Annotated in this window: 8 protein-coding genes; 5 read left to right on the top strand and 3 right to left on the bottom strand. The window is 66.0% G+C overall.

The annotated features are described in order from the left end of the window. Positions 1 to 266: 266 nt before the first annotated feature. Positions 267 to 1,796 (top strand): murein hydrolase activator EnvC family protein, encoded by a 1,530-nt coding sequence (locus VFO93_RS07790; RefSeq protein WP_325133792.1) that lies wholly within the window; start codon positions 267 to 269, stop codon positions 1,794 to 1,796. Positions 1,797 to 1,871: 75 nt separating this feature from the next. On the opposite strand, the gene VFO93_RS07795 is transcribed toward VFO93_RS07790, so the two are convergent. Then, positions 1,872 to 5,519 (bottom strand): gliding motility-associated C-terminal domain-containing protein, encoded by a 3,648-nt coding sequence (locus VFO93_RS07795; RefSeq protein ID WP_325133793.1) that lies wholly within the window; start codon positions 5,517 to 5,519, stop codon positions 1,872 to 1,874. Positions 5,520 to 5,706: 187 nt separating this feature from the next. On the opposite strand from VFO93_RS07795, the gene VFO93_RS07800 reads away from it, so the two are divergent. From VFO93_RS07800 to VFO93_RS07810, 3 genes are all read left to right on the top strand, one after another. Beyond that, positions 5,707 to 6,846, top strand: a complete 1,140-nt coding sequence (locus tag VFO93_RS07800) for an endonuclease/exonuclease/phosphatase family protein (RefSeq protein ID WP_325133794.1) — start codon at positions 5,707 to 5,709, stop codon at positions 6,844 to 6,846. Positions 6,847 to 6,970: 124 nt separating this feature from the next. Next, positions 6,971 to 8,494: a cysteine--tRNA ligase gene (gene cysS / locus VFO93_RS07805; protein WP_325133795.1), complete on the top strand. Its 1,524-nt coding sequence runs from the start codon at positions 6,971 to 6,973 to the stop codon at positions 8,492 to 8,494. A gap of 77 nt (positions 8,495 to 8,571) precedes the next feature. Further along, positions 8,572 to 9,603, top strand: a complete 1,032-nt coding sequence (locus tag VFO93_RS07810; protein ID WP_325133796.1) for a M28 family peptidase — start codon at positions 8,572 to 8,574, stop codon at positions 9,601 to 9,603. Positions 9,604 to 9,749: 146 nt separating this feature from the next. Here the strand turns inward: VFO93_RS07810 and VFO93_RS07815 are convergent, their stop codons facing one another. Continuing rightward, on the bottom strand, positions 9,750 to 10,337 hold the full coding sequence (locus tag VFO93_RS07815) for a DinB family protein (protein WP_325133797.1): 588 nt from the start codon (positions 10,335 to 10,337) through the stop codon (positions 9,750 to 9,752). A gap of 98 nt (positions 10,338 to 10,435) precedes the next feature. Here VFO93_RS07815 and VFO93_RS07820 point away from each other — a divergent pair, with 98 nt between their 5' ends. After that, on the top strand, positions 10,436 to 11,434 hold the full coding sequence (locus VFO93_RS07820) for a hypothetical protein (protein ID WP_325133798.1): 999 nt from the start codon (positions 10,436 to 10,438) through the stop codon (positions 11,432 to 11,434). 95 nt (positions 11,435 to 11,529) lie between these two features. Here the strand turns inward: VFO93_RS07820 and VFO93_RS07825 are convergent, their stop codons facing one another. Further along, positions 11,530 to 12,765 carry a hypothetical protein gene (locus tag VFO93_RS07825; protein WP_325133799.1) on the bottom strand — a complete coding sequence of 412 codons (1,236 nt, stop codon included), beginning with the start codon at positions 12,763 to 12,765 and terminating at the stop codon, positions 11,530 to 11,532. Positions 12,766 to 12,996 lie beyond the last annotated feature (231 nt).

Here is a 12,996-nt window from a genome sequence, read left to right on the forward strand (position 1 = left end):
CCAAAAGCCGGAAAAATAGGTGCGAACCAAGCCTTAGGTGCCGCTACGGCTTCAATTGCCCACTAAAAAAAGGTGGGCCGCTACCGGCCACCAGCGCCCGGCTGCCCCAGCAGCCTCCAGCAACGCTTTTGCCCGGTAAGAGTATGGGTTTGGGCAGCGCCCGCCGGCGCCGCTAGGTGCCGGCCCGCGTCCGGCCGCCGGGCGCGGGCGTTATTTTGTGGAATTAACTGGCCCGGCCGCGCTTTGCCGGCCCCTGACTTCTTCGCGTGAAATTTCTTTTCGTATTGGTTTACCGCCGGGCCACGCTGCTCGGCTTTGCCGGGCTGCTACTGCTGCTGGCGCTGCCGGTCGCTGCGCAGCGCCACCCGCGCTCGCCCGCTGGCAAGGCAAAAGCCAAGGCCAGCGCCACCAAGGCGAAAGCCAAGCCCGCCGCCCGCCCTGGTAGCGCCGGCCGCGCGCGGCCGGCAGCGCGCCGCAGCGCGCCCGTGGCCCGCGCGCCGCGCGCGGCCGGCCGGGGCAAGTCGAAAGAGCAGCTGGAGCGCGAGCGCCAGGCCAACCTGGCCCGCATTGCGGAAGCCGGCAAGGTGCTCACCGAAACCACCCAGAAAAAGCAGGCCACGCTGGGCCAGCTCAACATCATCAAAGAAAAGCTGACGGTGAAGCAGGGGCAGATTCAGCACATCTCGACCCAGCTGCAAGGCATCGAAACCAACGTGCACCACACCACGCGCCAGGTGCTGACCACGCAGGAGCAACTAGCCCGCCTCAAGGCCGAGTACGCCCGCCTTATGTACACGGCTTCCAAAACGAGCAGCGGCTTCAACCAGCTCATGTTTTTGTTTGCGGCCGAGTCGTTTAATCAGTTTGTGCTGCGGCTGCGCTACGTGCGCCAGTACACCGACGAGCGCCACCGCCAGGCGCAGCGCATTGTGGGGGCGCAGCGCCAGCTTAGCCAGCAGCTCGATGGCCTCACGCAGCAGCGCACCCGCCAGAAAAGCCTGCTGACTACGCAGCTGGTAGAAAGCCGCAACCTGCTGGGCCTCAAAACCGAGCAAGACCAGGTGGTGCAGCAGCTAAGCCAGCAAGAGCAGGGCCTGCGCGACGAGCTAGCCCAGCGCCAGCGCGCCGTGGCCCAGCTCGAAGGGCTGATAGCCCAGCGCGTGCGCGAAGAAATAGCCCGCGCCGCCCGGGCGGCCCGCCTGGCCGCTGCTGCCGAGCGCCGCCGGGCCACGGCCGCCGCCCGCGCTGGCCGCCCTTCGCCCCGCGCCGCCGACGACCGCAACGACGCCAGTGCCAACCCTGACCGCGACTCGCCCGAAGAAACTTCGGCCGACCGCCGCGCCAGCCGCGTGGCTCTCACTCCGCAAACGGCCCTGCTCTCGTCCAACTTTGCCGGCAACAAGGGGCGGCTGCCCTGGCCGGTGGCGCGGGGCTTCGTGTCGCAGCACTTTGGGCGGCACAACCACCCGGTGCTCAAGCACGTGGTAGTCGAAAACCGGGGCGTCGACATTCAAACCAACAACGGTGAGGCCGTGCGGGCGGTATTTGCGGGTCGGGTACTCACGGTGGCCCAGGTGCCGGGCATGAACACCATCGTCATGATTCAGCACGGCGAGTACTTCACGGTGTATGCCCGCCTGCGCTCGGTGAGCGTGCACGAGGGCCAGCTCGTGGATGCCCGCCAGGCCATCGGCACCGCCGCCACCGACGCCGACGGCACGGCCCAGGTGCAGTTTCAGGTGTGGCGCAACTCGGCCAACCTCAACCCCGAAGGCTGGCTGGGCCGCAAGCGGTAATCTGTCATGCTGAGCATTCCGCGCATCAAGCGGCGACGCAGCATGACGGACGTTTCGAGTTGTTGGTCCTCTGGTTTACCGCACCAGCTCGACCCAGCCCTTGCGCACCGGGCTGCCGTCGGGCGGCGTAAGCAGGTAGTAGTACACGCCCTCGGCCAGGCCGGTGCCGTTCCAGGTGTTGCGGTAGGCGGCATTTTCGTACACGAGGTGGCCCCAGCGCGAAAACACTTGTAGGCGCGGCGGGCAGCCGCCGATGCGCGGCGCGAAGTACTCGTTGAGCCGGTCGCCGTTGGGGGTGAAAATGTTGGGTATCACCATATCGAATACCTGCACCGGCACCATCGCCACCTGCGTGGCGCAGCGGCTGTTGCTGTAGCGCAGCGTGGCCTGCACCTGAAACGTACCCGGCGTGGTGTAGGTGTGGGTGGCGCTGAAGCCGGTGGCCGGCGCGCTGCCATCGCCAAAATCCCAGGTGAGCACGGCATCGGCCAGGCCCGAGAGGTTGGGCTGGCTGAAGCGCACGGTGTAGGGTAGCACGGCCGGCACCGAAAACTGCGCGGCCAGCGAGTCGTTGCACAGCACCGGCCGGAAGGTAGGCACCATCGTAAAATCGGGTAGCAGCGTGATGCGCCGCGTGCGCGCCGCCTGGCACGCCGCCCCCGGCGCCACCGTGTAGGTAACCACTACCGAGCCCGGCGCAGTCGGCGGCGTAAACACGCCGCTGGCCGATACGCCCGGCCCGCTCCACACGCCCCCGGCCGGCGTGGCCCGCAGCTGAAACGCCGTGCGGCTGCCGGGGCACAGGGCCGTGTCGGCGGGCATTGTGATGGGTAGCGGCCCCGGTATCACGACCAGCGTAGTGGTGGCGCGTCCCACGCAGCCGCCCGGGGTCGACGTGACGGTGTACGTCAGCGTCTGGGTGCCCACCAGCGCCTGGCTCGGCGTGAAGGTGTAGGTGCCCGCCGCGCCCGCCACGCCCGGCCCACTCCAGACGCCGCCCGCCGGGGTGCCGCCCGCCAGGACCATCGGCCCCGCCCCGGCGCACATGGTAGGCAGGGCCGGGGCCGCTACCTGCGGCGGCGGCACCACCGTCACGTTTTTAATGCCCGTGATGGTGCAGGCCGTCACCACGCCCGGCAGCGAGTAGGTGAGCACCTGCGTGCCCGCCAGCGCCGCCGTGGGCGTGAACACGTAGCCCGCCCCAATGGAGCCCGATACGCCCGGCCCGGTCCAGATGCCGCCGGCGGGCAAACCCACCAGCGCCACCGGGGTAGCGCCCACGCACACCGTCACGTCGCCCCCGGTGAAGACGGACTGCGGCTCGAAATTGAGCTTGAAGGCGGCGTTGTTGCAGTTGGAGCCGCCCGTGCCGTTGCTGGCCGAGTAGGTGTAGGCCCCCGGCGGCACCGGAAAGCCGGCGGCATTAAAGCACGAGCACACCGCCGAGTACACCACCCCGCGCGGGTCGAAGCGCGAGGTGCCACCGTCTACGTGGTCGCCGGCCGCGCCCACCGCGGCATCGCCGTAGAAGGTGCCGTAGAGCAGCCCCGTGAGGCCGGGCGTAAACTGCGCCAGGTAAAAATCGGAGCCCTCGGTGGGCGAGTCGGGCGTGCCGCGCACGGCATTGGGCGTCACGGGCATGCCGTGGGTGTAGCCGTTGGTAGCGCCCACGTAGCCGTTGTTGAAGCCGCTGGGCCCGTTGGTTTTGCCGCCCCAGCCGCACACGTACACCCGGTCGCATTGGTCGACCAGAAAGGCCGTGGGCGAAATATCGATGGTGCTGCGGCCGCTGCCAAACACCGTGCTCAGCAGGCGTTGCGTGAGGTCAGGATTTAGCTTCTGAATAAACTGCCGGCTGCCCGCGTTGCTGTACACCCCCGTCGATACGGGCCAGGCGCCCAGCGTCTGGCCCAGCAAATACACCCCGCCATCGGCCCCGAGCTGCAAGAAATACGTCTGGTCGTAGGCGCTGGTGCCCAAGTAGGTAGCGCGCTGCACGCTGCCGCCATCGGCCGCGATGCGCGCCACGAAGCCATCCACGTTGCCCTGCGCCGTGGGCGTGAGCGCACCCGTCGTGGTCGGGAAGTTGGAACTGAGCGTGCCGCCCGCCACGTACACGTTGCCGCTGGCGTCGAGCTGCAAGGAGTAGGCCGCGTCGGCCGCGTTGCCGCCCAGGTAGCCGCTCCACGTGAGGCTGCTGAGGCTGGCGGGCATTTTCACCACCACCGCGTCGCTGGTGCCGCCCCGGCTCAGGGGCCCGAAGCTGCCGGGCGTAACGGGAAAGTTGGTCGACGACGTCACCGAGGCCACGTAAATATTGCCCGCCGCGTCGGTGTTCACGTCGCCCCTAAAGGCGTCGCCGTAGTTCTGCGGCAGCTGGCGGGCGCTCGATGTGTTGTCGTAGGGCACGAGCCCGTCGGTGCCGCTGCCGCCCAGGTAAGTGCTGGCCGCGATGCTGCCGCCGTTGCTGCTCAGGCGCGTCACCACGATGTCGGTGCCCCGCAGCACGTTGTAGATGTTGTAGGGCGAAATCGTAGAGCCATTGCCCCCGGTGCCGAAAGGGTTGGCCGCCGTGCCCCCGGCAAAGGTGCGCCGCAGCGCCGAGCTGCTGGTGGGGTAGTTGGAGGAAGCCGAAGTGCCCAGAATGATGAGCTCATTCTGGCTATTCACCACCAGGCTGCTCGGAAAATCCTGATAATCACCGCCCACATAGGTGGCCCACACCCGCGAGGCAGCCCCGTTCACGCTCGTATTGTATTTGATAACCGCGATGTCGATAATGCCGCCAAACGCGGTTTGGAACGCGCCCATCGTGGTGGGGTAGTTGGGAGCCAAGCCGCCAATGGGCCGCTGGTCGAGCACGATGCCGCCCGAGTACATATTGCCCGCCGCGTCGTAGGTCGCCGTGAAGCCCCAGTTGTCGCCGGTAGCGCCGGTGTAGGTCGAAAACAGCACCGTGGGGTCGATGACCAGCGGGCGGCGGCGGTCGTAGCGCCCCAGCTCAAAGGTCACGGTCGAGTCCTGGGCGCGCAGGCGGTAGCGGCAGGCCACGGCGCGGCGCTCGCCGCTGGCGGGGTCGGTTTGGTAGGCCTGCGGGGCCAGCTCGGTGAGCTCGCCCAGCGTGGTGCCCACGTGCAGACGGCCATCGGCACCGAGGGCGAGCTTGGTAGCGCCGTCGTATTTCAGCTTAATTCGGGCCGGGTCGGCCCCGGCTTCCAGCTCGAAGTCGTATTCCAGCTGCTGCCGCTTATTCTCATAAAAGCGCGCCCCGATGCCCGGCCACGGCGCCTGGTAGCGCACCTGCCGGTAGCCGGGCACGCCGCTGGCCCAGTGGGCGGGGTCGTTGCCGTGCAGGTAGTTGCGCACCTCGCCGGTGGCCTCGGCGGGCACGAGCGGCGTGCGGGCATCGGCCCCCACAAAATGCACCCGCAGCTGGTGGCCCCGGATGAGGCTGTCGGCGGCCGGCAGGTGGGGCGCGCCATTGCCCTCGGCGTGGCCGTGGGCGTGCCGGATGGGCTGGAGCAGCACGTAGTGCAGCCCGTCCGGCTCCAGGTTGAGGTGGCCGCCCGGCACCGCGCCCGAGTAGCGTACCGCGCCGGCCCACTGCCCCTGGTTGGGGATAAACTCCAGCGTGCGGCCATCGGCCGGGGCCGGCGCTTGCGCCGCGGCGGGCCGGGCGGCGGCCAGTAAAATACCAGAGAGTAAGTAAAATAGTCGCTTCATAAAAACAGGATGGAAACCAATTATAAAGCTACACGCGCGCCGCCAACCGCCGGGTATATCCGGGCCGCAAAATTGCCGCTCGCCGCCCGCAGGCAGAGGCCGGCGTACTTTTGCGGGCGCGGCGGCTACTTGGCCGCTGGGTTGTAAGTTGGTGCGCCGCCTGTTTCGTTATCGCTTTACCTGGCTGATGCTCATTGGCTTGTGGCTGAGCATACTGCTGGGCGAGCGGGTGCCGGCCGGCACGTGGTCATTGGCCCCATTGGTAGCCCTCACGGTGCCGCTTTGGCTGGTGCTGCTGGCGCTGGTGGTAGGCTACTGGCTGCGCCGCAGCTGGCGCGTGGCCCTGCTGCCGGCGGCCGGGCTACTGCTGGCCTGGGGCCAGGTCGAGCGCGGGCTGCCGCTGCACGTGTTTAGGGCTTCGAGCTTAGTGCCTGGTGCCTGGCAGGCAGACAGCGCCGCCGCACTGAGTACCAAGCACCAAGCCCCAGGCACTAAACCACTGCGCCTGCTCTCGGCCAACGTTCGCATTTTCAACGTGTACCCGCAGCTGCGCAAGCTCGACCCCACGGCCCCGGCCAAAGCCATTGCCTGGCTCGCCGCCAGCCCGGCCGATGTGCTGTGCCTCCAGGAGTTTTACCAGGAGCCGGCCGGCACTCACTCGCGCGATGGCGAGCTGTACCGCGTGGCCGACCGCCTGGGGCCGGGTAGCGGCCGGCACGGCTTCGTGTCGAAGTCGCTGGTAAACAGCGCCGGGGCGGAGTTTGGCTTAGCCATTTTTTCGCGCTACCCCATCGTGGGGCGGGGCGAAATTTCCTTCGGCCGCCTTACCCAAAACCACGCCATGTGGGTCGATGTGGCTGGCCCCGGCCGGGGCGACACCGTTCGCATTTTCAACACCCACCTGCAAAGTATGAGCCTCGACGAAGGCGACATCGTGGCGGCGGGTTCGTCGCGCACGGGTTTCCGGCGCAAGGGGCGCGGGCTGCTGCGGCGCTTCGTGCGCGGGGCGGCGGTCCGCGCCTGGCAGGCCGATACGCTGGTGGCCAACCTGCGCCGCTCGCCCTATCCGGTGCTGCTGGCCGGCGACCTCAACGACCTGCCGTATTCCTACGCCTACTCGCAGCTGGCCAACGAGTTGCAAAACGCCTGGGCCACCGTGGGCTTCGGCCCCGGCAACACCTACCACGGCCGCCTGCCGCCGTTGCTGCGCATCGACCAGCAGTTTGCCGGCCCGCGCTGGCAGGTGCTGAGCTGCCGCGTGCACACCGAGATTCCGTATGCCGACCACTATCCGGTGGAAGGTCTGTACGCCCTGCGAAAAAAGTAGTGCCGGGGTGCTTGCCACTTCCTACCTATTTAATCCTGAACTTTGCCCGCCGTTGGGCGTTGGGTACTGCGCCAGCCCCACTGGCAACCGCGCATTGCCGCTTGCTTTTTGCTAATTACCTGTCATGTCGCTGACGCTTTATAATACGCTTACCCGCCAGAAGGCCCCGTTTGAACCCGTGAACCCACCGCAGGTGGGCCTCTACCTCTGCGGCCCCACCGTGTACAACGACGCCCACCTCGGCAACGCCCGCGGCCCCATCGTGTTCGACGTGCTCACGCGCTACCTGCGCTACTTGGGCTACCAGGTGCGCTACGTGCGCAACATCACCGACGTGGGCCACCTCGAAAGCGACGCCGACACCGGCGAAGACAAGATGGCCAAAGCCGCCCGCGCCAAGCAGTTGGAGCCCATGCAGGTAGCCCAGCACTACACCAATGCCTACCGCCAAACGATGGCCGCCCTCGGCTGCCTGCCGCCCGACATCGAGCCCCAGGCCAGCGGCCACATTACCGAGCAAATCGCGCTGATTCAAGAGATTATGGGCCGCGGCCTGGCCTACGAAGCCAACGGCTCGGTGTATTTCGACGTGCCCAAGTACAACGCCGAGGGCGGGCTCTACGGCCGCCTCTCGGGCCGCGTGGTGGAGGAATTGCTGGCCGGCACCCGCACCGAACTGGCCGGGCAGGAAGAAAAGCGCTCGCCCGCCGACTTCGCGCTCTGGAAAAAGGCCGCGCCGCAGCACATCATGCGCTGGCCGTCGCCCTGGGGCGAGGGCTTTCCGGGCTGGCACCTCGAATGCTCGGCCATGAGCCGCAAGTACTTAGGGGCGGAGTTCGACATTCACGGCGGCGGGCTCGATTTGATGTTTCCGCACCACGAATGCGAGATTGCCCAAAACGAGGGCTCCGACACGCCGAGCACCGGCGCGCGCTTCTGGCTGCACAATAACATGCTGACCGTCAACGGTCAGAAGATGAGCAAGTCGCTGGGCAACTTCATTACCCTGCCCCAGATGTTCAGCGGCGATACCAGCGCCTTGTCGCAGGCCTACTCGCCTATGACGCTGCGCTTTTTTTTCCTGCAAGCGCACTACCGCTCGCCCATCGACCTCAGCGACGATGCCCTGCAAGCCGCCCGCAAAGGCTACCGCAAGCTGATGAACGGCCTGCGGCTGCTCGATAAGCTGGTAGTAGGAGGGGAGGAAGTGAGCGGTGAAGAAGTGAAAACTGAAGAAGTAAAAGGCCCGCCCTCGCCCGCGCAGCAGTTGCGCAACCTGGCCGCCAAGCCCTTCGCCTTCCTCGACGACGACCTGAACACGCCCCGCGCCGTGGCGGCCGTGTTCGACCTGCTCAAGCGCCTCAATACGCTGGCTACCAAGCCCGAGGAGCTGGCCCAGGTAGGTTCCGCCGCGCTGGCCGAGGCCGCCGCCGCCTACCGCACGCTGGTGCTGGATGTGCTAGGCCTGCGCGACGAGCCCCGCGCCAACACCGAAGACCTGCTGGGCCTCACGCTGGGCTTTTACCAGGAAGCCAAGGCTACCAAAGCCTACGATAAAGTGGACCAGATTCGGGCCGCGCTCAAAGAGCAGGGCATTGTGATTAAGGACACCAAAACCGGCGTGGAGTGGGCCTACAGCGAAGAGTAAGCTCTTCGCCGTAAGTTCACTGCAAACTGAAAGTCGGCGCAAGCCAAACACTGCGTTTTAATTCTGCGAGACACTGCGTGAAAAATATCCTGCCCCGCCTGACGCTCCTGGCCGCCGCGTCTTTTCTGCTCACGGCCTGCCCCTCCGAAAAGCCCGCCGAAACCGCCAGCCAGCCCTCGGCGACTGAAGCGCCGCCCGCCAAGGCCCCGGCTTTCAATGCCGACTCGGCCTACGCCTACACGGCCAAGCAGGTGGCCTTCGGCCCCCGCGTGCCCAATAAGCCGGCCCACGTGGCCTGCGGCAATTACTTGGTGGCCAAGCTAAAAAGCTTCGGCTTGAAAGTGTACGAGCAACCGTTTAAGGCGATGACCTTCGATGGCACGCAGATAAACGGGCGCAACATTATCGCGCAGTACCAGCCGCAGGCGGCGCGGCGCATCGCCTTGTTTGCGCACTGGGATACCCGGCCCTACGCCGACGAAGAAAAAGACCCGGCCAAGCGCAAGCTGCCCATCGACGGGGCCAGCGACGGGGCCAGCGCCGTGGCCGTGGCCCTCGAAATAGCCCGCACCCTCAGCCTCCAGCCCGAAAAGCTGGCCCCCAACGTGGGCGTGGATGTGATACTAGTAGATGCCGAAGACTGGGGCTTCGACGCGGGCACCCAGGCCGGCCAGAAAAACCTGCTCCAGGGCCAGGGCGACGGCTGGTGCCTGGGCTCGCAGTACTGGGCCAAAAACAAGGTGCCGGCCGGCTACAAGGCCGAGTACGGCATCCTGTTCGATATGGTAGGGGCTAAGGATGGGCACTTTACCCGCGAGGGCACCTCGCGCCAGAACGCGCTGAGCGTGGTAAATAAAATCTGGAACACGGCCACGCAGCTCGGCTACTCCGATTATTTCCTGTTCAAGGACACCGACCCCATTACCGACGACCACGTGTACACCAACCAGGCGGGCATTCCGACGGTGGACATCTACGACCACCCGGCGTTTGGCACCGAGTATTTCCCGCCCTACCACCACACCACGGCCGATAATATGTCCATCATCGACCGCAAAACGATGAAAGCCGTGGGGCAGACGACGCTGCAAGTGCTTTATAATGAGTAGAGGTATACTACTGTCATGCTGAGCGGAGCGCAGCGGAGTCGAAGCATCTCTATCGCTTCATTGCTAACGATTAGAAGTTAGTATTGAGGTAGATATGCTTCGACTCCGCTGCGCTCCGCTCAGCATGACGGCATTAGCCTACCCAGCTAGGCGGGCTTAGTGGCGTTGGTTACGAGTGCCTGCTCGGCTTGGCGCATGTAGGCCTGGTAGCTGGCAATCAGCATTTCCAGCACGTCGGTGAGGCGCAGCTTGAGCCAGGGGCGCAAGGGGCTGGGCACGCGCACGCTGCCAGCATCGACCTGGCGGGCCAGCAGCAACAGGCGCAGCAGCTCGTCGAGTTGGCGCGTAAAAGCCTCTACCACCGTGCCAGTAAGGCGCACGCCGGTAGGCGCCAGCTGCTTGGGTACTTTGAATAACTCTTCGGGCTCGTCGGTGTGGCGGATGGCGTTGGTGAAGCGCCGGCCCAGCCAGCCGCTACTCACTTTCGCCCCGGCCGAGGAGCCCTTGGCCTTGGCCAGCTTGAGGCGCGCCTTTACCGAGGGCAAGTAATAGCCGCTGAGGATGTTGAGATGTTCGAGGCACTGGCCTACGCTCCACTTGTCGTAGCCAGGGCGGCGGTTGAGCTGCTCGGTGCCGAGGGGGCGCAGGCGCTGGTGCGCCGCCACGCGCAGGGCAAGCACTTGGTTGGTAAGCTGGTCAAAAAACTCGGTTGTATCGCGCGAAGAAGCACTCATGCGGTAGGCGGTAGTCCAGCTTAAATAGGTAGGTTGGAGTCGTAATATTACGGCGTAGTCCGGAATCCAGTTAGCTACTTCCTTTTATACGTGTCACTATGTTACTAACTCCTTTTGGCGGCGGCCGGTTGCCCCGGCTGGGGCTGGCCGCGCTAGCGGTGCTAGCCACTGCTGGCCAGGCCCAGGCCCAGGCCGTGCCTAATCCCGGCGAGAACATTCAGTTCGTCATCACCTTTGGCCCGAAAGCCGACCCGGCCTGGGGAGACGACGATTTCACCCAGACGTTCTTTTTCCTGGTGCCGCAGGGGCAGCGCCAGCCGGTGTATCTGCGGGTGTTCGACCCCGACTGCGGCGGCACGCTCGACGCGCAGAAGGGCGCGTTTGACACGCGCACCACGTTTAGCATCTACGGCGGCCCCGGCGCGCACTCGGGCGATGGCGCGCGCGACCCGCGCCCTGCCCTCAAGCCCAAGCCCGTGACGGGCCGGCTCTTGCAGGAAAAAACCTTCGGCAACGACCCGCAGTACGATGGAAACTATTACACCTTCGGCCCGCTGAATCCGCTGGAAGGCGAGCTGGTAGACGAGTTTAAGGGCTACGTATTCAAGGTGGTAGCGCGCGGCACGGCCGGCAACGATGGCAACGTGTACCGCTATTACCTCAGCACCAGCCCCACGGCCAGCCAGCCCGTGCCGGGCGGCAACGCCTTTACCTACGAGTACTGCTTTCGGATGCCGCCCGCCCTCAAGCAAAGCACGGTGCACCTCTACCCGTTTGTGAACGACAAGGTCGTGAGCATCAAGCAAAGCAACTACGACGTGGACGGCACGGCCAAGCTAACGGTGTTCAGCGTGGCTAAAAACGGCCACCCGGCCGCCGCCAGCGGCGACAAGCAGTGGGTGAGCAGCGTGCTGCCCATCACGGAAAAGGAGCGGGGCCTGTCGCTGGACATGCGCCTGACGACGACCAGCAAAACGCCCAACGACATGCAGTTCTACGTGACCGACCAGTACGATACGGCGCTGCCGTTTTTCGCCATCCCGCTGGGCGGGCCGCCGCGTTACAAGTACGACATTGACATGAAGATTCACCGGTAATTCAGTGTACCGTAAGCTTTAGCTTGCGAGCGAGCGCAGCGAGCATCTGCGTTAGTGTACGTCCTGCTCGCTCGCAAGCTAAAGCTTACGCTACACTATGCCTCGTCGCGGCCGGCGTTGCGGCGCGGTACGGGACCATAATCGCCTTCTTCGGGTTTGTCGCCGCCTTCGGGGCGGAAGTCTGAGCGCTGCTCCTGGCCGTAGTTCTGGGCTTTGTCCTGCTTGGTGAAATTATCGTACTCAGGGCCGCGCGCGCCGGGGTTTTCATCGTCGTAAGAGCCGCCCTTGGAGCCGTGGCCCTGGCTGGCGTTGCCCTCTTTAGAGCCGCCGGGGCCGAAGCCGCTGCGCGAGTCGCCGGTGTCGGGGTTGCCGGGTTTTTCCTGCTCGCTGCGCTGGTGGCCGTAGCCGTAGCCCTCGGTCTGGAGCGCGTCGGGCGAGTTGACGGGCGCGGGGGCGCTGCCCCGGCCGGGGGTAGTGGCTTCGGTTTGCTGGCCGTCGTAGCCGCCGCGGGCCGAGGCGGGGTCGGTGCCGAGGCCGTGGCCATCGGGGCCCAGGGGCAGGTGGTGGCTGGGGGTGCCGGCGGGCAGGCCCACGCCCGAGGTGTGGCCGTAGTCATCGGCATAGGCCGGGCCTACGGTGGGCGCGCCATTGTCGTTCTGGAAGGCCGCGTTAGGTCCGGTTTCGCCCACATCGTTGCGGGTGTCGCGGGTGTTGCCCTCGGCGCGGGCGGGCGCGGTGGGCTGGTCGTCGAAGTTCATGACGCGGGCGGCGGGGGTGTCGCGCACGGCGTGGCCCTGCTCTACCGGGCGCGTGTCCTGGCCATCGTAGTTCTGGTAGGAGTTGTGCTGGAGGCCGGGGCGCGAAGCACCGTCGCCGTAGTATTTCTCTTCGGTGGCCTCGGCGGCGGGGCGCTCGGCGGCCGTGTCAAACTCGCGAAACTGGTTGCCGTAGCCGCCGTGGGTAGCCCCTAGCTCGCCCTGCTCGCCAAACTCACCGCGGTTGGCATCGGCGCGCTGGTTGCTGGCGCGGCCCTGGTCGTGGTGCGCGGGCTCCACGCCGTTGCCGAAGTTGCCACCGTAGGTATTGGGCTGCTCGCCGCTGGGGGCGGCGTTGGTGGCGTTGGCCTGCTGGCGGCCGGTTATATAATCAACCTCTGAGGCTTCGGGGGTGGGCTGCTCGGTGGTGGGAGTGGGGCCGCCTTTGGGAGTTGAGATGAGCGGGTTATCGGCCAGCGAGCCGGTGGTAGTGCCCGGCTCGGGGCGGTCGGCGGGCGAATTGGCTTCGTTGCCGGCGATGTAGTTGGTTTCGAGGGTATCGTCTTGGTCGGGCATGGGGCAGGGGCCGCAAGCGGCCGGGAGAGATGGGAAGGAGGAACTACCCCGGCTATACGCCGCCGTGCGAAAGGGGGTTGGCGAGGTGGTAGGGTGAGCGGCGGGGTATCTTTTAGTTGAAATCAGCTCTTTTTTAACAGCTCAATTGCAAGGCGACAGAACGGCGTAGCGACGCAATATTTTGCGTCTGGCGTCAAAGTGCGCTGCTCAGCAACGCCAGACGCAAAATAT

It is taken from the genome of Hymenobacter sp., assembly GCF_035709525.1.
GTDB lineage: Bacteria > Bacteroidota > Bacteroidia > Cytophagales > Hymenobacteraceae > Hymenobacter.